The 23693-nt window shown below is 70.7% G+C and carries 26 protein-coding genes; 19 read left to right on the plus strand and 7 right to left on the minus strand.

Annotated features, from left to right (window positions below; genetic code table 11):
* Nucleotides 1-42: 42 nt before the first annotated feature.
* Complete coding sequence (locus tag V9G19_RS13490; RefSeq protein WP_462285920.1) at nt 43-1530, plus strand: VanW family protein; 1488 nt, start codon at nt 43-45, stop codon at nt 1528-1530.
* A 145-nt stretch (nt 1531-1675) separates the two neighbouring features.
* Here the strand turns inward: V9G19_RS13490 and V9G19_RS13495 are convergent, their stop codons facing one another.
* Nucleotides 1676-3082, minus strand: coding sequence for an NAD(P)/FAD-dependent oxidoreductase (locus V9G19_RS13495; protein WP_462285921.1), 1407 nt, complete (start codon nt 3080-3082; stop codon nt 1676-1678).
* 280 nt (nt 3083-3362) lie between these two features.
* Here V9G19_RS13495 and V9G19_RS13500 point away from each other — a divergent pair, with 280 nt between their 5' ends.
* Both V9G19_RS13500 and V9G19_RS13505 read left to right on the plus strand, forming a co-directional pair.
* Nucleotides 3363-5204 (plus strand): DUF222 domain-containing protein, encoded by a 1842-nt coding sequence (locus V9G19_RS13500; protein ID WP_462285922.1) that lies wholly within the window; start codon nt 3363-3365, stop codon nt 5202-5204.
* A 77-nt stretch (nt 5205-5281) separates the two neighbouring features.
* Nucleotides 5282-5656: a hypothetical protein gene (locus tag V9G19_RS13505; protein WP_462285923.1), complete on the plus strand. Its 375-nt coding sequence runs from the start codon at nt 5282-5284 to the stop codon at nt 5654-5656.
* On the opposite strand, the gene V9G19_RS13510 is transcribed toward V9G19_RS13505, so the two are convergent.
* Both V9G19_RS13510 and V9G19_RS13515 read right to left on the minus strand, forming a co-directional pair.
* On the minus strand, nt 5653-6489 hold the full coding sequence (locus V9G19_RS13510) for a GNAT family N-acetyltransferase (protein ID WP_462285924.1): 837 nt from the start codon (nt 6487-6489) through the stop codon (nt 5653-5655). The two genes, V9G19_RS13505 and V9G19_RS13510, sit on opposite strands and share 4 nt — an antisense overlap.
* Nucleotides 6486-7187 (minus strand): dienelactone hydrolase family protein, encoded by a 702-nt coding sequence (locus V9G19_RS13515; RefSeq protein WP_462285925.1) that lies wholly within the window; start codon nt 7185-7187, stop codon nt 6486-6488. Before V9G19_RS13515 ends, V9G19_RS13510 begins: the two co-directional genes overlap by 4 nt.
* Before the next feature lie 73 nt (nt 7188-7260).
* Between V9G19_RS13515 and fdxA the strand changes: the two genes are divergently transcribed.
* From fdxA to V9G19_RS13530, 3 genes are read left to right on the plus strand one after another with little or no spacing between them, the layout of a single operon-like run.
* A complete protein-coding gene (gene fdxA / locus V9G19_RS13520; protein WP_462285926.1) occupies nt 7261-7587 on the plus strand; it encodes a ferredoxin in 327 nt (108 codons plus the stop codon).
* Nucleotides 7588-7590: 3 nt separating this feature from the next.
* Nucleotides 7591-8715 carry a succinyldiaminopimelate transaminase gene (dapC, locus tag V9G19_RS13525; RefSeq protein ID WP_462285927.1) on the plus strand — a complete coding sequence of 375 codons (1125 nt, stop codon included), beginning with the start codon at nt 7591-7593 and terminating at the stop codon, nt 8713-8715.
* A 55-nt stretch (nt 8716-8770) separates the two neighbouring features.
* Nucleotides 8771-10063, plus strand: coding sequence for a citrate synthase (locus V9G19_RS13530; protein ID WP_462285928.1), 1293 nt, complete (start codon nt 8771-8773; stop codon nt 10061-10063).
* A gap of 18 nt (nt 10064-10081) precedes the next feature.
* Here the strand turns inward: V9G19_RS13530 and V9G19_RS13535 are convergent, their stop codons facing one another.
* From V9G19_RS13535 to V9G19_RS13545, 3 genes are read right to left on the minus strand one after another with little or no spacing between them, the layout of a single operon-like run.
* Nucleotides 10082-10909: a hypothetical protein gene (locus tag V9G19_RS13535; protein WP_462285929.1), complete on the minus strand. Its 828-nt coding sequence runs from the start codon at nt 10907-10909 to the stop codon at nt 10082-10084.
* 46 nt (nt 10910-10955) lie between these two features.
* Nucleotides 10956-11900 carry a 2,3,4,5-tetrahydropyridine-2,6-dicarboxylate N-succinyltransferase gene (dapD, locus tag V9G19_RS13540; protein WP_462285930.1) on the minus strand — a complete coding sequence of 315 codons (945 nt, stop codon included), beginning with the start codon at nt 11898-11900 and terminating at the stop codon, nt 10956-10958.
* A gap of 57 nt (nt 11901-11957) precedes the next feature.
* Nucleotides 11958-12587 (minus strand): hypothetical protein, encoded by a 630-nt coding sequence (locus tag V9G19_RS13545; RefSeq protein WP_462285931.1) that lies wholly within the window; start codon nt 12585-12587, stop codon nt 11958-11960.
* Between the two features lie 245 nt (nt 12588-12832).
* Here V9G19_RS13545 and V9G19_RS13550 point away from each other — a divergent pair, with 245 nt between their 5' ends.
* The 10 genes from V9G19_RS13550 (at nt 12833) to V9G19_RS13595 (ending at nt 20110) form a co-directional block, all read left to right on the plus strand.
* Nucleotides 12833-13000: a hypothetical protein gene (locus tag V9G19_RS13550; RefSeq protein ID WP_462285932.1), complete on the plus strand. Its 168-nt coding sequence runs from the start codon at nt 12833-12835 to the stop codon at nt 12998-13000.
* A gap of 376 nt (nt 13001-13376) precedes the next feature.
* Complete coding sequence (locus tag V9G19_RS13555; RefSeq protein WP_462285933.1) at nt 13377-14000, plus strand: recombinase family protein; 624 nt, start codon at nt 13377-13379, stop codon at nt 13998-14000.
* 4 nt (nt 14001-14004) lie between these two features.
* The gene (dapE, locus tag V9G19_RS13560) at nt 14005-15078 is read left to right on the plus strand and encodes a succinyl-diaminopimelate desuccinylase (protein ID WP_462285934.1); all 1074 of its coding nucleotides are present in this window, start codon (nt 14005-14007) and stop codon (nt 15076-15078) included.
* Nucleotides 15066-15851, plus strand: coding sequence for an LOG family protein (locus tag V9G19_RS13565; RefSeq protein ID WP_462285935.1), 786 nt, complete (start codon nt 15066-15068; stop codon nt 15849-15851). The genes dapE and V9G19_RS13565 overlap by 13 nt, the downstream gene beginning before the upstream one ends.
* A gap of 2 nt (nt 15852-15853) precedes the next feature.
* Nucleotides 15854-16165: a DivIVA domain-containing protein gene (locus V9G19_RS13570; RefSeq protein ID WP_462285936.1), complete on the plus strand. Its 312-nt coding sequence runs from the start codon at nt 15854-15856 to the stop codon at nt 16163-16165.
* The gene (locus V9G19_RS13575) at nt 16162-16602 is read left to right on the plus strand and encodes an SRPBCC family protein (protein ID WP_462285937.1); all 441 of its coding nucleotides are present in this window, start codon (nt 16162-16164) and stop codon (nt 16600-16602) included. The genes V9G19_RS13570 and V9G19_RS13575 overlap by 4 nt, the downstream gene beginning before the upstream one ends.
* 71 nt (nt 16603-16673) lie before the next feature.
* Nucleotides 16674-17870 (plus strand): hypothetical protein, encoded by a 1197-nt coding sequence (locus tag V9G19_RS13580; protein WP_462285938.1) that lies wholly within the window; start codon nt 16674-16676, stop codon nt 17868-17870.
* A gap of 128 nt (nt 17871-17998) precedes the next feature.
* On the plus strand, nt 17999-18172 hold the full coding sequence (locus tag V9G19_RS13585; protein WP_462285939.1) for a DUF3117 domain-containing protein: 174 nt from the start codon (nt 17999-18001) through the stop codon (nt 18170-18172).
* Between the two features lie 87 nt (nt 18173-18259).
* Complete coding sequence (locus V9G19_RS13590; protein WP_462285940.1) at nt 18260-19747, plus strand: leucyl aminopeptidase family protein; 1488 nt, start codon at nt 18260-18262, stop codon at nt 19745-19747.
* 6 nt (nt 19748-19753) lie between these two features.
* Complete coding sequence (locus tag V9G19_RS13595) at nt 19754-20110, plus strand: hypothetical protein (protein ID WP_462285941.1); 357 nt, start codon at nt 19754-19756, stop codon at nt 20108-20110.
* Here the strand turns inward: V9G19_RS13595 and V9G19_RS13600 are convergent.
* The gene (locus tag V9G19_RS13600; RefSeq protein WP_462285942.1) at nt 20107-20742 is read right to left on the minus strand and encodes an O-methyltransferase; all 636 of its coding nucleotides are present in this window, start codon (nt 20740-20742) and stop codon (nt 20107-20109) included. The genes V9G19_RS13595 and V9G19_RS13600 overlap by 4 nt on opposite strands.
* Nucleotides 20743-20908: 166 nt before the next feature.
* Between V9G19_RS13600 and sigE the strand changes: the two genes are divergently transcribed.
* The 3 genes from sigE (at nt 20909) to V9G19_RS13615 (ending at nt 23660) form a co-directional block, all read left to right on the plus strand.
* Entirely contained in the window at nt 20909-21529 is a 621-nt protein-coding gene (gene sigE, locus V9G19_RS13605; protein WP_462285943.1) for an RNA polymerase sigma factor SigE, read from the plus strand.
* Nucleotides 21526-22083 (plus strand): hypothetical protein, encoded by a 558-nt coding sequence (locus V9G19_RS13610; RefSeq protein WP_462285944.1) that lies wholly within the window; start codon nt 21526-21528, stop codon nt 22081-22083. Before sigE ends, V9G19_RS13610 begins: the two co-directional genes overlap by 4 nt.
* 389 nt (nt 22084-22472) lie before the next feature.
* The gene (locus tag V9G19_RS13615) at nt 22473-23660 is read left to right on the plus strand and encodes a S1C family serine protease (protein ID WP_462285945.1); all 1188 of its coding nucleotides are present in this window, start codon (nt 22473-22475) and stop codon (nt 23658-23660) included.
* Nucleotides 23661-23693 lie beyond the last annotated feature (33 nt).

Raw genomic sequence — 23693 nt, forward strand, 5'->3', positions numbered from 1 at the left:
CGGCCCGCGACGCCCGCCCGCCGACGCCGTTGGCCGTGGGTTGTGGCGGCAAGCGGCGTGCTGGTCGTCGGCGCGTATGGCGCTGTGGCCCTCATCGCCGCAGGCAAGACCCCGTCCGATGCCACGATCTCCGGGGTGCAGGTGGGCGGTCTCGACCGAGACGATGCGGTCGCCACCCTGACCGAAGGGTTGTCGAGCCGGGCCGCGGCGCCGCTGCCGATCGCCTTCGGCGACAAGAGCGTCGATTTAGATCCCAGGGCCGCGGGCTTGGCCGTCGACTATGCGGGATCGATCGACGGGCTCACCGAGGTGAGCTTCAATCCGGCCGACCTGATCGCCAAGCTGCGTGGCTCGGTCGATCGGGAGGCCACGCTGCTGGTCAAGGCCGGGGCCCTGCGCCCCTATCTGGAGAAGCTCACTGCCCCCGTGGAGAGCGAGCCCAAGGACGCCACGATCGCGTTCGCCAAGGGCGAACTGGATGTGACAACGGGGGTGAACGGCGTCGAGGTGGACCTGGGGGAGACCGAGAAGGCGGTAATCGCAGGCTGGCTGCGGGCTCCACGCGTTCAGGGTGTCACCCGGTCGATCCGGCCCGAGGTGAGCGACGACGAGGTCGCCGCGGTCAAGGAGGAGGTCGCCGACAAGGTTCTCGCGGGGCCGATCACGCTCGAGGTCGACGGCACGGAATTCGACGTTCTCGAGCGTCCCATCGCTGACGCGATCAGCTTCCCGGTGAGCGAGGGGCGACCGCAAGCGGCATACGACACCAAGAAGCTTGTTGCCGCGGTGCGCGCGGCGGGCCGGGAAGCGGGCGCCCTGCGCGCACCCAAGGACGCGCGAGTCACCTCCTCCGCGGGCTCGTTCAAGGTCGTGCCGTCGCAGGACGGCACCGACGTGGACGGGTCCGCCGCGGTCGCGGCGATCAAGGAAGCCATCGGCCGCGAGGGCCGCTCCGCGCAGCTGACGTCGACGGCCGCGGCGGCCGAGTTCACCACCGCTGAAGCCAAGGCCACGATGCCGACGGGCGTCATCTCGACGTTTACGACCCAATTCCCCTACAGCCCGGACCGCACGCACAACATCACGCTTGCCGCTCGCGCGCTCAACGGGGTTTATATCGCTCCGGGAGAACAGTTCTCACTCAACGGGACGCTCGGGGAACGAACCCCCGAGAAGCGCTACCGCGGCGCGCCGGTGATCTATGACGGCCGGTTGACCAAGGACTACGGCGGCGGCATCTCTCAGGTCTCGACGACGCTGTTTAACGCGGTCTTCTTCTCCGGCGCGCGGATCGACGAATTCCTGCCGCACAGCTTCTATATCTCGCGGTATCCGATGGGGCGCGAGGCGACGGTCTCCTGGCCGAATGTCCCAGAAGTTCACCAACACGACCAATGGCGGCATCATCATCCGCACCACGGTCGACTCCAACTCGATCACCGTGACGTTCTATGGCAAGAAGACGTGGGATATCGAGGCGACGCTCGGTCCGCGGGAAAACATCACCCAGCCCAGGACGATCCACGATGACAGCGAGGGGTGCGTGCCGCAATCGCCGGGTGAAGGTTTCGACGTGACCGTCGGGCGCGTGTTCAAGAAGTCGGGCAAGGTCGTCGACACCACCTACTTCACGACTCGCTACATCCCTGAGGATCAGGTCGTCTGCGCCTGATCCTCAGTTGTTGAAGCCCACGCCGAAGCGGTCGAGGGCACGCAACAGCGGGCCGCGCCGGCCGCTAGCATCCTCGCGGGCCAAGGCGCCCCGCGTGGCCTGCACCGCCAGCCAGCGGGCCGGTTCGGCGGGGAAGGGCAGCGGCGCCTGGCGCACCATATGCAATTGTGTGCGCTCGGTCGTGCGTCCCTGCACGAGGTCGAGGGCGACCTGGGCGCCGAAGCGAGAGGCCGCGACCCCGAGCCCGGTGTAGCCGACCGCGAACGCCACCCGGCCGCCGTGACTGGTGCCGAAGTAGGCGGTGAAGCGGCTCGTGGTGTCGACCAGGCCCGCCCACCGGTGGGTGATCGGGTGCTCGGTCAGCGCGGGGAAGGTCTTGCGCAGGTTGCGCACCAGCATGGCGTGCGAGGCGTTGCGCTGCTCGCGCGAGGGGTGGGTGTCGTTGCCGTAGTAGTAGATCGCGTCGTAGCCGCCGAAGAGGAGGCGATCGTCCGGGGTGAGGCGGTAGTAATGGAACTGGTTGCCGGAGTCGGTGATCCCTTGCCGATCGGGCCAACCGATCGCCTGGAGTTGGTCGTCGGTCAGTGGCGCCGTCGCCACCACGTGATCCCAGACCGGCAGCACGCGGGCCCGGATGCGCCGCAGCAGCGGCGGGTAGGCGTTGGTTGCCAGCACGACGCGGCCGGCGCGGATGGTGCCGGCTCGGGTGCGGACGAGCACCGGGCCGCCCTTCTCCCGGCTGAGGCCTTCGACCGGGGTCCGCTCGTGGAGCACCGCGCCGCGGTCCTGAGCGGAGGCGAGCAGGCCGCGCAGGAGGCGATAGGGGTCGACCAGGCCGCCGCCCGAGCGGATGCGCAAGCCCGCGAGATAAGTCGGCGAGCGCACGTCCTGGGCCAGCGCCTCACGGTCGAGCAGCTCGGCATCCTCGCCCCAGCGCTGATACAGCTCGTATGCCGCGCGCAAGTGCGGGACCTCGTGTGCCCGGGTGGCGACGACCGTCTTGCCGCACATCCGCAGATCGGCGTCGATGCCCTCGGCGGCGACGAAGTCAGCGATCTGGCGGAGGTTCTCGCGGCCGAGCCGCAACAAGGTGGTCAGGTCGCGTGGCTCGGTGGCCGCACCGTGGGTGAGGCCGTGGGTGAGCGAGTCGGACACGAAGCCGCCGTTGCGCCCGGAGGCGCCGCTGCCGACCACGCCGCCCTCGAGGAGGAGCACACGCAGTCCGGGGTGCTCGATCGTGGCCTCGATCGCCGTCCACAGCCCGGTCAACCCGGCGCCGACGACCACCAGGTCGGCGGCAGTTCGACCCGTGAGTGGCTCGGAGACCGGCTCCGGGTCCTGCTCTCCCCACCAGACCGGCCGGGCCACCGCCTCGGCGAGTGCGGGCGGGAGGTGCGGAGTGGCCGTCATGTCATCCAATCCTTGCACCGGTGTTGGGACGGGGCAATGTCAGATAGGCCATGCTCCACCCGTCGGTGCGCTGCGGAAGTTTCTTGCCCTGCAGCCGATTCAACGCTGCCGACCGCGACGTCGCCCGCCCACGGAGGTGCCCTGCGAAGGGTGCGGTATAGCTCACCTCTTGCAGGTCGGACCCTCCCAAGCGGCGAGCGACTCGCGCACCCGAGCGTCAGAGCAAGAATTAATAACTATGTCCTTATATACTAGTAAGTAATCAAATATGATTACTGCTATGACCTTCAGCCTCCGCGATCCGCGCCAGCCGGGCTACTGCCGGCTGGCCGAGGAGGAGGCGTTGCATCTGGGGCTGATCACCCTCGATGACCTCATCCCCGCCCACATGCGCGAACGCGAGCACGCCGAGGACGAGGCCTTCCTCGCCGAGCGCGCCCGCGGATGGCGACCCATCGACGAGCGCTTCGCGCAGTACGCCGATGACGATGGCTTTGTCTCCTCTTTCGTCATCGAGCAGATCGAGCGCGAAGAACGCCGCGCCTGCCGCCAACGCGCCGCCCAGCAGCGCGCCGCCCAGCAACGCGCCGAACGCAAGCACCGCGCCAAGGCCCGCCGCGCCGCTCACCGCCGGGCGAAATCCCGACGGCTCGATGCCCGGCAGGTTCAACGCACTGACCCTGCTGTCGACACTCTGGCAGCCGGCACCGACAACGACCCGGCAGCGGCAACGCTCCCGCTCCCGCGGCCGGATCAGGTCGAGCCGGTGGCACCTGGTGAGCCCGGAGCACCCGCATCACCGGGTTCAGCGGGTTCAGCGGGTTCAGCGGGTGGCGCGGATCAGGTGGCCTGTCTGCGGGCAATGATCGAGCTGCTCGCCGACGTCGACGGCCGCGACGGCGGCTGCACCGCCGCGACCCGGATCGACCTGATCGCCGTGTGTGAACAACTCAAAGGGTCCCTGAGCGCGGCCCAGGCGCGGGTCAGCGTGGCGTTCGCCGACGCTCAGGCTGACGCGGCCGAGGCCGCGGGGGAGTCGGTGCGGGCCGCGCAACGCGGGATCGCGCCGCAGCTCGCGTTCGCGCGGCAGTGCAGCCCGGCCACCGCCGACCAGCACTTGAGCCAGGCGCAAGCGTTGACCAGCGTGCTGCCGCATACCTTGCAGGCGCTGACTCGCGGGGCAATCACCCCGGCCCAAGCCAGCGCGGTCCACGCGGCAACCACCGGTTTGAGCCCCGAGCAGATCGAGGCGCTCGATGAGCGGCTCGCCGACCGGTTGCCGGTGCTGAGCTACCACCAGCTCAAAGCGGCCGCCGCGCAGATCGCGGCCGAGATCAACCCCGCCGCCGTCGTGGAGCGCCACTCCCGCGCGGTCCGCGAGCGTGGCGCGTGGACTCGGCCCGCCCCGGACGGGATGGCCTATCTGACCATCCTCGGGAAGCTGTCCGAGATCGTGGGCGCGTTCGCCGCGCTCAAGCAGCACGCCACCGCCGTGGTCGCTGGACACGTCCCGAACGACCCGCTCAACGACCGCAGCTACAGCGCGGTCCTGGCCGACACCGCCCTGGCCCGGATCAGCGGCCTGGCGCCCGGCGAGGCTCACCCGGTCGCGGTCACCTTGGTGATGACCCCGGAAAACCTCTTCGGCAAAACCGCCAACGACGTCACCACTCTCTTCACGCCTACCCCACCCGCGGCGCCCGAGACCGGCAAGCCAGCCACCGCCGAGCCCGAACCGTGCAAGCCCGAGGCAGACACCACACCCGAGGACGGCATCGCAACCGAGGACGGCATCGCAACCGAGGACAGCGTCGAGACCCAGCCAACTGCTCCCGAACCCGGCCCCGGCTGGCATCGTCCCGGAGAGGGCACCCGCTGTCGCGGAGCAAACACTCCGGTGCGAGTCCTCGGCCACGGCACCATCCCCGCCGCCATCGTCCGCGACTGGCTGCTGGCCGGCTGCGACAACCCCGACTTCGACCCCGGCAACCGCGCCCACCCCGACCACGGTGACCACCCCGACCACCCCGACCCCGCCGGCCGACCGACAGAGCACGCGGGGCCCACCCCGCGGCGGTCACCCTGCAACGGGCGTTCACCAGCCCCGACGGCCGCGACCTGATCGCCCTCGAATCACTGGCCCGGCTCTTCCCCCCACCGCTTCGTTCGCTGCTCATCCTGCGGGATGACCGCTGCCGGATGCCGTTCTGCGAGGCCGACATCCGCCACGCCGACCATATTCGGCCCGCCACCGAAGGCGGCCCCACCAGCTACGGCAACGGCCAGGGCCTATCTGCGCGCTGCAACTACACCAAAGACCTGCCCGGGTTCACCACCCGGGTGCTGACGCCCGCCGAGATCGCGGCATACGCCGCCGGCCCCGAGACCGACCGCAACACTCACATCGCCCGCGAGGCCGGCCCCGACACCCACGTCACCGCCGTCACCACCCCCACCGGCCACACCTATCTGTCCGCGGCTCCGCCCGCCCTCGGCTGGGGCCAGCGTCGCGGCCGACGCGACGTGGCTGCCCGATGGGTCGGGACTTCGCGCCGCCGCCATCCCGCTCCTTAACGTCGTTTCGCCGTCTCTGACACGTCCTGGGTGAACATTACGTAGGCGTGGTGCGGAATGAAGCCGGCTCGGCGATAGAGGGCGAGCGCCGGGGCGTTGTGTGCCCACACCTGCAGATGCAGCCGCGGCACGCCGGCCTCGGCCGCGAAACGCGCGAGTGACGCGAGCATCTCGCCGGCCAATCCGCGCCGCCGGTATGCCGGGTCGACCCACATCGCGGCAATTCCACCCCACCCGGCGCTCACGCCAAGCCGGCCGATGCCGACGATCTGCCCGGCCGCGCGCGCTGTCACAAAAACCTGGGCCGGCGAGCCGGTGAGGATCGCCCGCGCCGCCGCGCGGTCGTTCTCGCGGTAGGAGCCGTATGCCGTCAGCCACTCCTCGCTCAGCTCCGCCGACAGCTCAAGCATCACGGCGCCCCCAACCGGTTCCGCGGCGGCGCCCCCCGAACTCGCCACCAACCCCGTGCTCGCGGTGAGGAAAAGCGTGGGGTCACTCGCGGCATACCCGCGCCGGATCGCCTCAGCCGCAACCGCATCGGCCGAGGGATCGAAGCCGACCCGACCGGCGACGACGAACACGGCGGGGAGGGAGCGGGCGGCATACCACTGCTCGACAGCCTCCAGCGCGGCCGAGAGCGGCAGGTCCGGGTCGCCCAGCGGGATCACCGAGTTGGCCCGGTTGGTGAAGCCGAGGCCCGCGCGCAGCACCCACTCCCCGAGGCGCTCGACCTCGATCGGCGGCCACGCCCCGGCCGCGGCCCACTGCACCTGCAGGGCGGTCAACTCGGCGCCGGGCGCCACCGCGCCGGAGTTCACTGCCCCGGAACTCACGCCGGGAGGTAGGTGCCCAGGAACTTCACGGTCAGTGCCCAGGCGATCGTCGCGGCCTCCGGGTGATAGGAGACGAAGTCGTCGTTGTCGAAGGCGTGGTCGGCGCCCGGATAGGTATAGAACTCGACGTCCTCGCCGGCCACCGCCGACCGGATCCGCTCGACCGTCTCCCGATCGATATAGCTGTCGGCGCTGCCGAAATGGTGCAGGCTCGGGCAGGTCACCCGCGGCGCCAACTCAAGCAGCCCGGGCAGCGCCGAGCCGTAGTAGCTGATCAGCGCCGCCGGGCTCGTCTCGGCGGCGATAGTGAACGCCAGCCCGCCGCCGAAGCAGAAACCGACCAGCCCCACCGGCCCGCTGACTTCGGAGCGCCCGGCCAGCCATTCGTAGGCCGCGACCCCGTCACCCACCCCGGCCGCCCAGTCGAAGCGCTGCACCAGTTCCAGCCCCTCGGCCAGCATGTCCGGGCCGTTGGCGACCCCCGCAATTCCCAGCCGCCAATAGAACTGCGGGGCCAGCACCACATAGCCGAGCGCGGCCAGGTCGGCGGCGCGGCGCTCGACATACGGGCTGATCCCGAAGATCTCCTGGACCAGGACGATCCCGGGTCCCCGCCCGCTCGGGGGCAGCCACAACAGCCCAGGCAGTTCACCAGTCGGGAGGGGCACGGCAACGGCGGACGGGTCGGCACTGGTCACCCGCGCAGTATGCCGCCTCACCCCATCCGGGACGGGAGGCGGTGGTGACGTCCTGGTGCCTAGAATGCCGAATATGACCTATGTGATCGCCTTGCCGTGCGTGGACCTGAAGGACCGGGCCTGCGTCGAGGAGTGTCCGGTCGACTGCATTTATGAGGGCGAACGGATGCTCTACATCCATCCGGACGAGTGCGTCGACTGCGGCGCCTGCGAGCCGGTTTGCCCCGTGGAGGCGATCTATTACGAGGACGACGTGCCCGAGCAGTGGGCCGACTACTACAAGGCCAATGTCGAGTTCTTCGACGATCTCGGCAGCCCGGGCGGAGCCGCCAAGATGGGCGTGATCCCCAAGGATCACCCGATCGTCGCCGAGTTGCCGCCGCAGCAGCACGACGAGTGAGCGATGCGCTCACTGCCTGGCTTTCCGTGGGACTCGCTCGTGCCCTACAAGGCCCGGGCGAGTTCCCATGAGGGCGGGCTGATCGACTTGTCCGTCGGCACCCCGGTCGATCCCACCCCCGATGTCGTATGCCGCGCGCTCGCCGCCGCGTCCGACGCGCCCGGATACCCCGCCACCATCGGGCGGGCGGACCTGCGCCAGGCGATCGCCGCCTGGTTCGAGCGGCGCCGGGGCGTGCCCGGCGTGGACCCGGACTCGGCGGTGATCCCGACCATCGGCAGCAAGGAATTGGTCGCCTGGCTCCCGACGTTGCTCGGCCTCGGACCGGGCGATATCGTCGCGTTTCCGCGCGTCGCCTATCCCACCTATGACATCGGTGCCCGGCTCGCCGGCTGCGCCCCGCTGCCGATGGACTCGATCACTTCCCTCGGTCCGCTGACCGCCGCGACGACCCCGAGGCTGATCTGGCTGAACACACCGGCCAACCCGAGCGGCAAGGTTCTCGGCGTCGATCACCTGGCCAAGGTGGTGCGCTGGGCGCGGCGCCACGGGGTGATCGTCGCCAGCGACGAGTGCTATGCCGAACTCGACTGGCGCCTCGACCGTCCGGCAGGAGATCCGCCCACCACACCCAGCCTGCTCGACCCGCGGGTCACCGAGGGCGACCCCAGCGGCCTGCTCGTGGCCTACAGCCTGAGCAAACAGTCCAATCTCGCCGGCTATCGCGCCGCCTTCGTCGTCGGCGACCCGGAACTGATCGATCCGATCGCGCAGGTCCGCAAGCACGCCGGGATGATGCTGCCGGCCCCGGTCCAGGCCGCCATGGTCGCGACGCTTACCGACGACGAGCACGTCGCCGTTCAGCGAGAGCGCTATCGCGCCCGACGGGAGCGGCTGCGGGCGGGAGCCTCGGCATACGGGCTGCAGGTGGAGGACTCCGAGGCGGGGCTCTATCTGTGGGCGAGCGCGGGGGAGGACTGCTGGACGACGGTGGACCGGCTCGCCGACCTGGGGCTCTTGTGCGCGCCGGGATCGTTCTATGGCGCGGCAGGCGGCCAGCATGTGCGGATCGCGCTGACGGCCACCGACGCCCAGATCGACGCCGCCGCCCGGCGCCTCGGGGCATAGCCGCAAACCGGGGTCACCCGACACCGAAGCGCCGCACTGCGGTAGTTTTCGCCTCATGACACAGGCGAGTGACGGGATCCTGCGCGTCGACGACAAGGAACTAACGCTGCGGCGGGTTGCGGGGACCGTGGGCGAGGACGGGCTGAACATCTCCAGCCTGCTCAAGGACTCGGGCATGGTCACGCTCGACGCGGGCTTTGTCAACACCGCCTCCTGCACGAGCGCGATCACCTACATCGACGGTGACAAGGGTGTCCTGCGCTACCGCGGCTACCCGATCGAGGAACTCGCCAAGAACTCGACCTACCTGGAAGCGTCCTACCTGCTCATCTACGGCGACCTGCCGAGCAAGGCGGAGATGGAGTCCTTCAAGGCCAAGATCATGCGGCATACGCTGCTGCATGAGGACCTGAAGGACTTCTTCAATGGCTTCCCGCGCGACGCCCACCCGATGCCGGTGCTCTCCAGCGCGGTGTCGGCGCTGTCCACCTTCTATCAGGACAGCCTCGACCCCTTCGATGAGGACCAGGTGGAGATCTCGACCTTCCGGCTGCTGGCCAAGTTGCCGACGATCGCCGCCTACGCCTACAAGAAGAGCGTCGGCCAGCCCTTCCTCTATCCGGACAACTCGCTCTCGCTGACCGAGAACTTCCTGCGGATGACGTTCGGCTTCCCCGCCGAACCCTATGAACTCGACCCGACGATCGTGCGCGGCCTGGATCTGCTGTTGCTGCTGCACGCCGACCACGAGCAGAACTGCTCCACCTCCACTGTCCGGCTGGTCGGTTCCTCCCAAGCGAATCTGTTCGCCTCGGTGTCGGCGGGGATCAACGCGCTGTTCGGTCCGTTGCACGGCGGGGCCAATCAGCAGGTGCTGGAGATGCTCGCCCAGGTTAAGGATTCGGGCGAGAGCCCGAAGGACTTCATGATGCACGTGAAGAACAAGGAGACCAAGCAGAAGCTGATGGGCTTCGGCCACCGGGTCTACAAGAACTACGACCCGCGCGCCTCGATCATCAAGCAGACCGCCGACGACATCCTCGCCCGCCTCGGAACCAACGACCCGCTGCTGGAGATCGCCAAGGAGTTGGAGGAGATCGCCCTGGCCGACGACTACTTCGTCGAGCGGCGCCTTTACCCGAATGTCGACTTCTATACCGGGTTGATCTACAAGGCGATGGGCTTCCCGACCCGGATGTTCACCGTGCTCTTTGCCCTGGGACGACTGCCCGGCTGGATCGCCCAGTGGCGCGAGATGATCGCCGACCCGACGACCAAGATCGGGCGCCCGCGCCAGGTCTACGTCGGCGAGGGCGAGCGACACTACGTCGCTCTCGACGAGCGCTGACCGCGACCGGCGGGGGCCTCAGCCAAGGGTGATCGTCACCGTTGTTCCGTTGGCCGCGGCTGCGGTGGTCTCCCACTCCAGGGCCGCGCGGCCGCGCTCGCGCCGCCAGGCGCGGTCGGCGACCGCGACGTCGGTGACGCCATATTCGTCGGCGCTCGCCACCGCCCACGAGGCCACTCCCCAGGCCGCCTGCTGAATGGCCGTATGGACAGTGACCCTCCCGTCCGGATCCACGCTCCCCGCCTGCCCCGTCTCGGTGCGCATGGCGGCGACCAGCGCCGCGGCGCCGGCTCCCTCGCCCGGGCCGGGCAGACGGCAGCCGAGGCCGGCGGGGGAGTGCCCATAGAGGGTGGAGGCGAGGACGCGGCCTTGACCCTCGTGATCGGAATACGCGGAGGGGTAGGCGCTGCGCTGGACCTCCTGGGCGACCAGGGTGATCTCCATGTCGGCGTAGCCGTCGATCTTGACCAGCGCGTCGTAGAACGCGTTGGTCGCATAGACGGGGTCTTGCACTTGCTCGGCGCTGCCCCAGCCCTGGGAGGGGCGCTGCTGGAACAGACCGAGCGAGTCCCGGTCGCCGTGCGCGAGATTGCGCAGGTTGGACTCCTGCAAGGCGGTGGCCAGGGCGATGGTGGCGGCGCGGGCGGGTAGGCCGCGTTTGCTCGCGATCGCGGTGATCGTCGCCGCATTGCGGGTCTGCTCAGGGGTGAACGCGAAGCTCGTTCCGCTTGCCGTCACCCGGCAGGTCGGCCCGGTCTGCCAGCGATAGCCGAACCAGCCGAGCGTGCCGATCCCGACGACGAACGCCACGAGCGCGGCGGCGACGAGCACGCGGCGCAGGGTCACAGCCGGTCAGTCATTTCCAGGTAGGCAATCGAGGCAAATGTCGAGGTCAGTCGTTGGCGTGCAGGGCCGCGTTGAGGTCGACGCCCTTGGCGCGTGGGCGGACCTCGACCCGGCCGGTCACCGAGTCGCGGATGAACAGCATGTTGGAGCCTCCCGACAGCTCCCGCGCCTTGTGGACCGACCCGTCGGGCATGGTGACCTTGGTGCCGGCGGTGAGATAGAGGCCGGCTTCGACGACGCAGTCGTCGCCGAGAGCGATGCCCAGCCCGGACTCGGCGCCAAGCAGGCAGCGCTCGCCGATCCGCACCCGCTCGGTGCCGCCACCGGAGAGCGTGCCCATCGTCGAGGCGCCGCCGCCGACGTCGGAGCCGTCGCCGACGATCACGCCCTGACTGATCCGCCCCTCGATCATCGAGGTGCCCAGCGTGCCGGCGTTGAAGTTGACGAAGCCCTCGTGCATGACCGTCGTGCCGCTCGCCAGGTGGGCACCGAGGCGGACCCGGTCGGCGTCGCCGATCCGCACCCCGGCAGGGATGACGTAGTCGACCATCCGCGGGAACTTGTCGACGCCATAGACGGCGACCGGCCCTCGCCGGCGCAGCCGGGCGCGGGTTCGCTCGAAATCCTCGACGGCACACGGGCCAGCGCTGGTCCACACCACATTGGGTAGGACGCCGAAGATGCCGTCCAGGTTGATGCTGTTGGGGGTGACCAGGCGGTGGCTGAGCAGGTGCAGGCGCAGGTAGGCATCGCTCGTGCCGGCGGGCGAGGCGTCGAGGTCGATCTCGACGAACGCCACCTCGGTCCGGACGCCGCGCTCGGGGTCGGCTGCGGCGAGCCCGGTGAGGTCCTCCGGTGCTTGAGTCCCGTCGGGCGCTCCGAGCGCGGGTCCCGGGAACCAGGTGTCCAGGGTCTGGCCGGAGTCCGTGATGGTCGCTAGGCCATGACCCCAGGCGGTGCGCGCGGGCGAGGGACTCTCCGATGCAGGCATGGCCGTCATCGTAGGTGGTCGGCCCGACCGCGCCGCTGCGTACCTGGGTCTCGCGGCTCAGTGGTGACCGAAGCCGCCGCCCAGCACGCCGGCGTCGAACGCCTTGAGCACGGACGCCTTGTCGGCCTCGGTCAGCTTGCCGGCCTTGACGGCCTCGTCGAGTCGGGCGCTGAACGCCGCGCGGGCGTCGGCCTGGCGCTCGGCGCGCAGCGCGTCCAGGGCGGCGGTGACCTTGGCTTGGTCGATGCCCAACTCCTTGGCCAGGGCCGCCGCGAACTCCTGCTGCCTGGCGGTGCGCTCGGCCTCGGTCGGCGGGCCGGTGCGGTCCTCGTCGGAGTCCTGCATGCTGGTGCGGACCTTCTGCAGGGCGGCGGTCAGCTTGGCCTCGTCGACGCCGAGCTGGTCGGCCAGCGCGCTGGCGTCCATGCCCCAGCCCATGCCGCCGCGACCCATGCCATCCGGGCCGTGGCCGTGGCGGCCGAAGCCGCGGCCGGGCATCCCGTCGGTTGTGCCCGGTGTGCCGGAGTTGGCCGAGGCCGCGCCGGAGGACTCGGACGGGCTGGAACTCGGGGTGGAACTGGGCGAGGAACTCGGGTCGGCGGTCGCCTGGGAGATCCCGACCCCGGTCGCGATGGCGGCCAGGACGGCGACGGCGCCGACGGAGAGGGTCTTGGGAAGCGAGGCCATGGGAGAGCAACCTTTCATCGCGGGGAACTGCCTGCTTCCAGCATTACTCCCGAAGCTGTCAGGAGGCTGTGCCTCAGCTTGGAGTCCAGATCACCACCGTTTTGTCGTCGACGAGCAGGTCGACGCCGACGCCTCGGCATCTACGCGGGCCGGGCTCGATGGGAACTCCCGCCCGAAACATCACCAGACCGTTTCGGTCGGTCCGGTAGAACGAACCTTGACTCACCCCACCTGAGGAGACCGCCATGACGCAGGAGGCGCGGATCAGCTCGACGGCGACGAGCGAGACCGAGCGGGCTCGCCAGGTCGAGGAGGCCGTGCACAGTGTGCAGATGGAAGGTCTGGACCTCTCCCGGCCGACGCGGCCGACGCGGCCGACGCGGCCGAGTACGTCGCCGGTCGCGGGGGAGTAGTGAGCGCGGCCGCCGGGCGGTCGCCGCTGCTGCCGGTCGGCCCGTAGCTCGCGCCGCGACCCGGCCCGCCCCGCGCGCGCGATGATCGAGCAGGTCGACCCGTACACCGACACAGAGACGGGCATCCTCCGCAACCGGATCGGTGCCCGCACGCAAGCCGCCCTCGACCAGGCGCGAGATGTTCCACGCCATCACGACCAAGGTCGAGTCGCGCGATCGCGCGCCGGGGCGTAGCGCGCTAGACGTGGCCGGCCTCGCGTTCGGGACGACGGCGACCGAGGCCACCGAGACCACGCCGTCGACGACGCGCACCGCACCGCCTCGGACGCCCCCGGGGGCGATGAGCGATCGTCCCCCAGGGATCGGAGACTGACCCATGAGCACCGTGATCGGCTATGCCCGGGTGAGCACCCACGAGCAGGACACCGTCGCCCAGGAGGCCGCCTTACGGTCGGCCGGAGCGGTCCGCGTGTTCGTCGACCACGCCACCTCGTCACGGCGCGAGGATCGGCCCCAGTGGATCGCCTGCCTGGACTACCTGCGCCCCGGTGACACGCTGCTGGTGTGGCGGCTCGACCGGCTCGCCGGAACCCAGACACTCGCAATCGAGACCATCAACGACCTGCACGAGCGAGGCGTGCAGATCAAGAGTCTGACCGAGCCGGACATTGACACCACGACCCCGATGGGCCGCGCGCTGTTCGGCATCGTCGCGGTGTTCGCCCAGCTCAGGGTGGACACGATCCGGGAGAACACCAGGGCCGGGCTGGCACGCGCTCGGGCCGAGGGCCGCGTCGGCGGCCGGCCAACCGTGATGACCCCGGCCCGGGTCAAGGAAGCGGTGCGGATGCGCGCCGATGGCCAGAGCCTCGACGCGATCGCGAACGTGCTCGGTGTGGGCCGCTCGTCGGTCTCGCGTGCTCTCGACCGCCTGGACGAGGACGCCACCGAGACGGCACCTGGCATACCCAAGAGCGGACATGCGCGGCGGTTAAGGTGACGCCATGCCGAATCCGCTCGACCTGAGCGCCGACGTCGTCGCCGTGACCACGGCGATCTGCGATATCCCGTCGGTCAGCCAGCAGGAGCAGCAGCTCGCCGACACCATCGAGGACGCGCTGCGGCCACTCACCCACCTGGAGGTCAGCAGGCTGCAGAACACACTCATCGCGCGCACGCGCCTCGGGCGTGCCGAGCGGGTCGTCATCGCCGGGCACATCGACACCGTCCCGGTCACCGTGGATCCGCCGAACCTGCCGACGGCCACCGTCGACGGCGTCCTGAAGGGTCGCGGCACTGTCGACATGAAGGGCGGTGTGGCGGTCATGCTCCGCCTGGCCCAGGCCCTGCCCGAGCCGTCCCGGGATGTCACCTACGTCTTCTACGAAGCGGAGGAGATCGACACCCAATACAACGGGCTCACCCTCGTGGAGCAGCAACGCCCCGAGCTGATCACCGACGCCGACTTCGCGGTCTTGATGGAGCCGACCGACGCCGCCGTCGAGGGCGGCTGCAAGGGCACCCTGCGCGCCGAGATCACGACCAAGGGCATCGCCGCCCACTCCGCCCGGCCGTGGAAGGGGCACAACGCGATCCACGACGCTGGGGAGATCCTCGCCCGGCTGGCGGCATACCGGCCGCAGTCGCGCGAGGTCGACGGGCTGGAGTTCCCCGAGGCGCTCAACGCCGTCCTGATCAGCGGCGGCACGGCGACCAATGTCATCCCCGACCGGTGCGTGGTCACCGTCAACTACCGCTATGCGCCGTCGGTCAGCGCCGAGGAGGCCGATGCCCACGTCCGGCAGGTCTTCGCCGGCTTCGATGTCGCGGTCCTCGACAACGCCCCGGGCGCCCGGCCCGGCCTGCACCTGCCGGCCGCGCAGGCGTTCATCGCCGCGCTCGATGTCCCGGTGACCGCCAAACAGGGCTGGACCGATGTCGCCCGGTTCTCGGCGATGGGCGTTCCCGCGGTCAACTTCGGCCCGGGCGATCCCAACCTCGCGCACATGGACGACGAGCGCTGCCCGGTCGAGCAATACACCCGCTGCGAGGAGGCGATGGCCCGATGGCTTCGGTGAAACCGCCCGCGCCCGAGAACGTCTACCAGCGCGGCCCGATCACCCTGCGCCGCGGCCAGGTCCCGGCGAGCACCACCGACCAGCGCCTGCTCGACGGGCGCGGCCCGAGCGACTGGGTGCACACCGACCCGTGGCGGGTGCTGCGCATCCAGAGCGAGTTCGTCGAGGGCTTCGGCGGCCTGGCCGAGGTGGGCCCGGCGGTGTCGGTGTTCGGGTCGGCGCGCACGCCGCGGGGGAGCGCGGCATACGAGCTGGGTGAGCGCATCGGCGCGGCGCTCGTCGAGGCGGGGTATGCCGTGATCACTGGCGGCGGGCCGGGGGTCATGGAGGCCGCCAACAAGGGCGCCCTCGAGGCCGGCGGCACCTCGATCGGCCTCGGCATCGAGCTGCCGTTCGAGCAGGGCCTGAACGAATACGTCGACCTCGGCGTCAACTTCCGCTACTTCTTCGTCCGCAAGACGATGTTCGTCAAGTATGCCGAGGGCTTCGTCGTCCTGCCCGGCGGCTTCGGGACGCTGGACGAGCTGTTCGAGGCGGTCACCCTCGTGCAGACCCGGAAGGTCACCTCCTTCCCGATCGTCCTGCTCGGCAGCGACTATTGGAGCGGGCTGATCACCTGGCTGCGCGGCTCCGCGCTCGGGCACGGCATGATCGGCGCGCGCGACCTGGAGTTGCTGCACGTGACCGACGACGTCGAGGAGGCCGTGTCGATCATCGTCGCGGTCGATCACGGGCTGGGCGTCGACCCGGGCACGCCGAGACGGAGTGAGTGACCATGATCTGGGTTTTCTTCCTCGTCGTTGCGGTGATCGTCGCCGCCTATCTCGCCGCGCTGCTGCTCGGGCGCGCCTCCTATGACCCGATGCCCGAGGCGACCCACACCCGCCCGCTGGTTCGGCTGCCGGAGAATGCCCGCGCCCGCGACATCGACACCCTGCACTTCGACACGGCGATCCGCGGCTACCGGATGGACCAGGTCGACGACGTGCTCGACCAGTTGCAGGCGCGGCTGGCAGCATACGAGGAGCAGGAGGGGCCGGCGACGGTCAAACTCGCGCCCCGGCGCCGCCCGGCTGCCGAGGAGTGAGCGCGTTCACGATCACCCGCGTGGTGGCCGCCCCCGTGGACGTCGTCTGGGGCCGGCTGACCGACTTTGCCCGTCATGGTCAGGCCGTGCCGCTGACGGTGACCGACCTCGATCCCGGCCCGCCGGGTCCCGGCTGGCAGTTCGTCCCCCGGACCGGGATCGGCCGGGCGCGGGTCGCTGATCACATGATCGTCACGATCTGGTCACCACCACGCCCGCAGCGGATGCGCGGACGCTTCCGGGTGGTCAAGATCGGACCGTGGCTACGGGGTTGGGCGCAGGTGAGCGTCGAGGAGGTGGCCGGCGGGACACTGGTGACGTGGACCGAGGAACTGGGGCCCCGGATCGACCCGGCCCCGCTGCTGACCCGGCCGCTGGCGGCCAGGTTGGGGAGGCGGCTGTTCGCCCGGGCGCTCGATCGGGTGCTGCGCCCCTAGCCACGCGCATTGCCGCCGTCCGGACCACCGCCGCCAGGGACGCGCTCGTCGCCCGCGCGCTCGCTCACCCGGTGCGCACCGTGCTCATGGCGTATGCCGCCAGCCGGCTGATCGCGCTGCTCGCCATGTGGGTCGCCGCCACCTGGTTCCAAACCCCGGCCGGAGTCGGTCACCTGCACCCGAGCGTCGCCGACATGCTCGGCCTGTGGGATGCGACCTGGTATCGGCGGATCGTCGAACAGGGCTATCCCGCGGGACTGCCCACGGACCCCGAAACGGGCCTGGTCACCTACAGCGCGTGGGCGTTCTTCCCGCTCTTCCCGTTGATCGTCCGCGCCCTCGCCGCCACCGGGCTGGGCTTCACCGTCGCGGCCGTCCTATGCAACCTCCTGCTCGGCGCCGCCGGAACCGTCCTCGTCTGGCGGATCACCGGCCTGGCCACGCACGCTGCACCCCAGGCGCACCGCGACCGGCTCGCGCTGGTCGCCGCGTGCCTGTGGTGCCTGTATCCCGCCACCGGGATCTTGCTCATGCCCTATAGCGAGGCGCTCGCGCTCGTGTTGATCGCGGGGTCGATCCTGCTGATCATGCGGCGGCGCTATCTGAGCGCGTCGGCGCTGATCCTGCTGCTCGGCTTCACCCGGGCGATCGCCCCAGCCCTGGGGGTGGTCGTCATCGTCCACCTGGCCGCCCGGTTCCGGGCCAAGCGGCCGGGCTGGCGCCGGGCCTTCGCCGGGGAGCGGGCGGCGGTCGCCGTCCTGGCGGTCGCGGTCGCGGTCTCCTCGGTCGCGTGGCCGGTGACGGTCGGGCTGTTGACCGGCGAACCGTTCGCCTTCTACGAGGTGCAGGCGGTCTGGGGTCAGCGCCCGGACAAGGGGCCGTTCGTGCTGTGGCTGAGCTGGGCGTGGGGTATCCACGGCCTCTTCGGTGTGGCTCTCGTCGTCGGCTGCCTCGCGGCCTATGTCACGCTCGTCGCCGGGCGTCACGGCCGGTGGCTGCCGCTCGAGGTCCGGGCCTGGGCCTACGCCTACCCGCTGTATCTCTTTGCCGTCGTCCGCCCGATCACGAGCATGTGGCGCTTCCTGCTGCTCGACTTCCCGATCGCCGCGCTGGTCGCGAGCGTCGCCATGCGCTCCTCCAGCGGCGGCCGCGTGCTGCCGCACTGGCGCCGGCGAGTCGCCGTCCTGGTGGTCCCGCTCGTTGCCGGGATGTTCTGGTGGACCGCGACCCTGCTCACCTATGTGCCGTGGGGTGCAAGCCCGCCGTGAGCCTCGGTGAGGGCGATTTCACGTTCGCGGGCGGGGGGAGGGATAATGGGCGGGTTAGGCGATGGGGCGCGCTCAGGTCAGCTGGTTCGCGGCAGGGTGCGTCCTTCGTGACCCAAGGAAGGATTGCCATGGCGGCCATGAAGCCGAGGACCGGCGACGGTCCCCTCGAAGTGACCAAGGAAGGCCGCGGCATTGTGCTGCGCATGCCCTTGGAGGGGGGCGGCCGGTTGGTCGTCGAGATGACGCCCGACGAGGTGCGCGCCCTTGGCGACGCCATCGACAACTGCGATGGGCTGAACTGACCGCACCGCCCGCCTCAGCAACTCAGCGGCGCCCCGAGCCGACCGGCTCGGGGCGCCCCTTTTGCGGTTAATCGGTAAGGTGGCGCGGTGCTCGACCAGTTGCGCCCGCTCCTGCCCGAGGTCACGCTGTCCGCGCCCGAGGCCCCCGCTTCGCTGCTCGCTCCCGACGCCGCCGTGACTGCCTACGTGCTCCTGATCCCCGATGGCGGGGCGTGGCCGTCGGCTGCGCGCGGGCGGACGGCCGCCCTGGGCCTGCCGGTCGCCGAACTGGAGTCGGCGCTGGAGGCCCCCAAGCCGATGAGCGCCTCCGCCCCGACGCCGGTGGCAGGTGCGGTCGGGTTGGTGGTGCTCGCCGGAATCGGCGACGGCAGCGCCCACCAGGCCCGCTTGGCCGCGGCGGCCGCGGCACGGGCGGTGCCCAAGGCAACCGCCGTCATCATGGACGGGCCCGACGACCTGCCCCTGGACGCGGTCATCGAGGGATTGATCCTCGGCAGCGCCAAACCGGTCAAATGGCTGGCCGCCGGGCCATCCGCCGAGCGCACGCTGCGGCAGATCATCCTCCTCGGCATCCGCGATGACCGGGCGGTCCAGGCCGGCCGCGACGGTGCCGCCGTCACCCTGCTCGCCCGGGCGCTCGGCGCCACCCCGAGCAACATCAAAAACCCCGCCTGGCTGGCCGCAATCTCCGAGCAGGCCGCCGTTGCCGGCGAGCTGACGATCACGGTCTGGGATGAGACCGAACTGGCCGAGCGCGGCTTCGGCGGGATCCTGGCCGTTGGTGGCGGCTCGAACACCCCGCCGCGGCTGGTGCAACTCGACTACGACCCCGACGGGACCGGCGCCCCGCCGGTCGTGCTCGTCGGCAAGGGGATCACCTTCGACACCGGCGGACTCGACATCAAGCCGCCGACGAACATGGTGCTGATGAAGACCGACATGAGCGGCGCCGCCGCCGTCTTGTCGGTGCTCGCCCATTGCCGCGAGGCCGGGGTCCGGCGCCGGGTGATCGGCCTACTTCCGTTGGCCGAGAACGCGGTCGGGCCAGCGGCATACCGGCCGAGCGATGTGATCACCAGCTTTGGCGGGCGCACGGTCGAGATCGTCAACACCGACGCCGAGGGCCGGATCGTGCTCGCCGATGCGATCGCGTATGCCGTGGCCGAGCTCGACCCGGACGTCGTCGTCGACATCGCCACCTTGACCGGCGCGGCCCGGATCGCGCTCGGCACCACGATGGCCGCGTCCTTCGGCACCGACCCCGGTGTCCTAGGCGCGCTCCGGCTGGCCTTTGCCGAGGCTGGTGAGCACCTGTGGCCGCTGCCGTTGGTGAGCGACTACCGCCCGGCGCTGGATTCCCCGGTCGCCGATATCGCCCAGATGGGTCCGCTCGGCAAGCCGGCCGGCGGCGCCATCATGGCGGCGCTGTTCCTGCAGGAGTTCGCCGGGGAGGTGCCCTGGGTGCACCTCGACATCGCCGGCCCGGGGCGTTCGGAGACCGATACGGGGATCGTGCACGTCGGTGCGACCGGCTACGGTGCCCGTGGTCTGTTGCGTTGGCTGACAAAGGAGTAGGCCCTGATGAACGCCGGTTTCGGCCTCGCAGTGCGCTGGCCGCTGGAGAACACCCGCCCCGAGATGGCCGGTCAACTGCGCGAATACGTCCTCGGCACCTCCCTGGCCCGCTTCATGTTCCTCGACGGGCTGGCGTTCAAGGTGTGGCGGATGCGCGAGGGGGAGTGGTTCGAGGGGACCTACATCTTCGACTCCGCGGCCGAGCGCGACGCCTTCCGCGCCGAGTTCGAGTCCGGCCTGGCGACCTCTCCGGTCAGCCACATGATCGGCTCCATCCCGCGCACAATCGAGAACTTCGAGGTCGTCGCGATCGCCGAGGGCCCGGCGAAGTTCCGCCGCGGCGCCGGCCCGGGGCGGATCTAACTCCGTTTGACGGCGACAACCAGACCGTCGCCGACCGCTAACAGGTTGGTGACCAACCGCTCGTCGTCGCGCAGCGCCCTGCCGAGCTGACGCAGCGCCCGGGTCTTGGCGTCGCGCGCCGCGGGGTCGGCGACCTTGTCGTGCCAGAGCATATTGTCCAGCGCGAGCACACCGCCGGGGCGCAGCAGGCGGATCGCGTGCTCGACATAGGTCGGGTAGCTCTCCTTGTCGGCGTCGATAAACACCAGGTCGTATGCCGCATCGGCCATCCGCGGCAGCACCTCCAGCGCCGCCCCGGTGATCACCCGGGTGCGCTGATGGGCGATGCCCGCCTCGGCATACGCGGCTCGGGCGCTGCGGGAATGCTCCGGCTGCAGGTCGATGGTGGTCAGGACGCCGTCTGCGGGCATCCCGTCGAGCAGCCACAGTCCAGAGGTGCCGGCCCCCGAGCCGATCTCGACGACCGCCCGGGCCCCCATCGCTGCCACCAGCATGCGCAACGCCGCCCCGACGCCGGTTCCCACCGGCACGGCGCCCAGCTCGCTGCCGGCCCGGCGCGCCGCCTCGGCGATCGGGCTCTCCGCCGCGAACTCCTCGGCATAGCTCCAGCTGGCCAGCTTCGCTGTACTCATGGACGTCAGCTTAGGTGTCGCACGCGCGGGGCGCCGAGCGGTGCCCGCGGCGAGCGGCATACAGGAAAAACCCAGCTTGGTCGGGAACCATAACGGGTGCGCACGCGTATCAACGACGACAGGCCACACAGGGGGGCGTGCGCCAGCGGACCTTTGGAGGGACACGATGACCGAGACGACCAGCACCGCCCCGGCGGCTGGCGGCTGGGAGCCGCCGAGCTGGGAGGCGATCGTCGAGGAGCACTCGGCGCGGGTCTACCGGCTCGCCTACCGCCTGACGGGCAATGTCCATGACGCCGAAGACCTCACCCACGACGTGTTCATCCGGGTCTTCCGCTCGCTCGGGACCTATTCGCCGGGCAACTTCGAGGGCTGGCTGCACCGGATCACCACCAATGTCTTCCTCGACAAGATGCGCCGCAAGCAGCGGATCCGCTTCGACGCGCTCTCCGACGAGTCCTCGGCACGCATCCCCAGCCGCGAGCCGTCCCCCGATCAGGCGTATGCCGATCGCCACTTCGACGACGACGTCCAGCGCGCGCTGGACACGCTGCCGCCGGACTTCCGCGCGGCCGTCGTCCTGTGCGACATCGAGGGCCTGTCGTATGAGGAGATCGCGGCGACCCTGGGGATCAAGCTCGGGACCGTGCGCTCGCGCATCCACCGCGGCCGCGCCCAACTGCGCGAGGCGCTGGCCCACCGCTCACCCGAGGCGGTCCGCGCCGCGAAGGCGGCCGCCGCCGTTGCCCCGGCCGGGGGGCGACTCGCGCCGGCGGGCGCGCTGTGATCCGCCCGCGGGGGGCACGGGGGTGCCTCGGCGACCTGGTCGGGGACTATGTCGAGGCGGCGCTGCCGGCGCAGGAGAAGCTCGCCTGGGACCGGCACCTGGTCGCCTGCATTGGCTGCCGCGGAGCCGTCGACCTCGAACGTCGCCTCAAGGACACCCTGCGCGCCGCCCCCCGGGTGCCGGACGACCTGCGCGGCCTGCTGCTCTCGGTCTCGCAGGAGATCCCGGTCGCGGTCCCTGCGACGTCCGTCCCGGACGCTCCGGCGCGGCCCGGACCCGACCTCGGCGTGGCCGTGCTGGCGCCCGGCGCACCGGCCCAGCACCGCTCGATGCTGCGCGCCGCCGTCTTTGCCACGGCCGCGGCCAGCGCCTCGGTCGTGGCCGTGTGGGGGATCGCGATGGCGCCGGCCACCGGCCCGATCCGCACCGGCCCCGGCGCCGTGACACCCCGGCCGGTTAACGAGGGCGTCGCGCCGACCCGCCTCCAGCTGGGGGTCGTCGGCGAGCCGGTGCTGTCCCGAGAGGCGCTCCCCGGGGCACAATCGACCCCATGACCGCCGGACCGCCGCCGCGCACCCCACTGTGGGGAGGCTCCGGCGACGCGCCCCCCACCGAGCCGTTGCCGCAGGGCGCGCCGCCACGCGGGGACGCGCCACCGCAACCGAGCCAACCACCGTCAACCGGCTGGGACACCTGGAACTGGGCGACCCCGGCCGGGGCTACTCCGGCCGGGGCTACTGCGGCCGGGGCTACTGCGGCCGGGGCTACTGCGGCCGGGGCTACTGCGGCCGGGGCTACTGCCGAGGAACCTCTGCTAGCAGCAGTTAGTCGACCTCCCAGTACCTTGCAACCTATTGGCGCGCAAGGAACCTTTGCTAGCAGAAGTTCCTCACGCGCGGGCGGTGGGGGTCAGGCCGGGGGACCGGCGGCCGAGGCCTTCGGGGTGCCAGCGGCCGTGCCGGACAGCCAGCCCTATGGCCAGGCGCAGGCGTGGACCTCGGGCTCCTGGACACCGGACGGCGGCGTTCCCCTGCCCGCCGGACCCCCTGGCCGGGCCCGCGGCCCCGGCTGGCCCGCGGTGATCTCGGTCGCCGTCGTCACCGGGCTGATCGCCGCCCTCCTCGGCGGCCTCGTCGGTGCCGGCCTGCGCGATGGGCTGCCCGGGGTGCTGCCGAGCGCCCAGTCGGGCTCGACCGTGCGCCCCGAGGGCAGCATCGCCCGGATCGCCGCCGACGCGCTGCCCAGCATCGTGACGATCCGTGCCGCCGGCAACGGCGAGAGCGCCACCGGGTCGGGCTTCGTCTACGACAACGCCGGCCACGTCGTCACCAACAACCACGTCGTCGAGGGCGTCGGCGAGGACATCCAGGTCGTCCTCAGCAGCGGCGAACGCATCGAGGCCAGCGTGGTCGGCACCGACGACGCCTACGACATCGCGGTCCTGGCGACCGGACGCACCAACCTACGCGCGTTGCCGATCGGCGACAGCGAAACGGTCGTCGTCGGCGACCCGGTGCTCGCGGTCGGCGCGCCGCTCGGGCTGTCGAGCACGGTGACCTCCGGCATCGTCTCGGCGGTCGACCGCCCGGTGGTCGCCGGCGATGCCTCCACCCGCTCCTATATCAACGCGATCCAGACCGATGCCGCGATCAACCCCGGCAACAGCGGCGGTCCGCTGCTCGACGCAGCCGGCCGAGTGATCGGGATGAACTCGGCGATCGCCGCGCCCCCCGGCAGCTCCCCGGGATCGTCGGGCAACATCGGCCTCGGCTTCGCCATACCGAGCGCGCAGATCGTCAAGACCGCCGGCCAATTGATCAGCAAGGGCAGCGCCGAGCACCCGGTCATCGGCGTGCTGCTCGATGAGAACTATGTGGGCCAGGGCGCCAAGGTGCGCGAATCGGAGGCCAATGGCGATCCGGTCGTGGATAACGGGCCCGCCGATCAGGCCGGGATGCAGCCCGGCGATGTCATCCTCAGCTTCGACGGGCGCCAGATCACCGACGCCGACGACCTGATCGTCGCGATCCGCGCCAAGAGCGTCGGCGACTCGGTGCGGATGACGGTGCGTCGGGACGGGCGCACCGTAGATGTCACAATGACTCTGCAAGCCGCACCGAAGAAGAACTGACCCAAGACCGACCGGCCACCCAGCGAGGACACT

This window comes from Nostocoides sp. (assembly GCF_037045025.1).
Taxonomy (GTDB): Bacteria; Actinomycetota; Actinomycetes; order Actinomycetales; family Dermatophilaceae; genus Nostocoides_A.

Coding starts and splice junctions, on each gene's coding strand:
- V9G19_RS13555 (WP_462285933.1), top strand. CDS start 13,377: ATGAGCACCGTGATCGGCTATGCCCGGGTGAGCACCCACGAGCAGGAC.
- V9G19_RS13600 (WP_462285942.1), bottom strand. CDS start 20,742: ATGAGTACAGCGAAGCTGGCCAGCTGGAGCTATGCCGAGGAGTTCGCG.
- V9G19_RS13585 (WP_462285939.1), top strand. CDS start 17,999: ATGGCGGCCATGAAGCCGAGGACCGGCGACGGTCCCCTCGAAGTGACC.
- dapD (WP_462285930.1), bottom strand. CDS start 11,900: ATGCCTGCATCGGAGAGTCCCTCGCCCGCGCGCACCGCCTGGGGTCAT.
- V9G19_RS13550 (WP_462285932.1), top strand. CDS start 12,833: ATGACGCAGGAGGCGCGGATCAGCTCGACGGCGACGAGCGAGACCGAG.
- V9G19_RS13545 (WP_462285931.1), bottom strand. CDS start 12,587: ATGGCCTCGCTTCCCAAGACCCTCTCCGTCGGCGCCGTCGCCGTCCTG.
- fdxA (WP_462285926.1), top strand. CDS start 7,261: ATGACCTATGTGATCGCCTTGCCGTGCGTGGACCTGAAGGACCGGGCC.
- V9G19_RS13570 (WP_462285936.1), top strand. CDS start 15,854: ATGATCTGGGTTTTCTTCCTCGTCGTTGCGGTGATCGTCGCCGCCTAT.
- dapC (WP_462285927.1), top strand. CDS start 7,591: ATGCGCTCACTGCCTGGCTTTCCGTGGGACTCGCTCGTGCCCTACAAG.
- V9G19_RS13495 (WP_462285921.1), bottom strand. CDS start 3,082: ATGACGGCCACTCCGCACCTCCCGCCCGCACTCGCCGAGGCGGTGGCC.
- dapE (WP_462285934.1), top strand. CDS start 14,005: ATGCCGAATCCGCTCGACCTGAGCGCCGACGTCGTCGCCGTGACCACG.
- V9G19_RS13530 (WP_462285928.1), top strand. CDS start 8,771: ATGACACAGGCGAGTGACGGGATCCTGCGCGTCGACGACAAGGAACTA.
- V9G19_RS13595 (WP_462285941.1), top strand. CDS start 19,754: ATGAACGCCGGTTTCGGCCTCGCAGTGCGCTGGCCGCTGGAGAACACC.
- sigE (WP_462285943.1), top strand. CDS start 20,909: ATGACCGAGACGACCAGCACCGCCCCGGCGGCTGGCGGCTGGGAGCCG.
- V9G19_RS13500 (WP_462285922.1), top strand. CDS start 3,363: ATGACCTTCAGCCTCCGCGATCCGCGCCAGCCGGGCTACTGCCGGCTG.
- V9G19_RS13505 (WP_462285923.1), top strand. CDS start 5,282: ATGCCGTTCTGCGAGGCCGACATCCGCCACGCCGACCATATTCGGCCC.
- V9G19_RS13565 (WP_462285935.1), top strand. CDS start 15,066: ATGGCTTCGGTGAAACCGCCCGCGCCCGAGAACGTCTACCAGCGCGGC.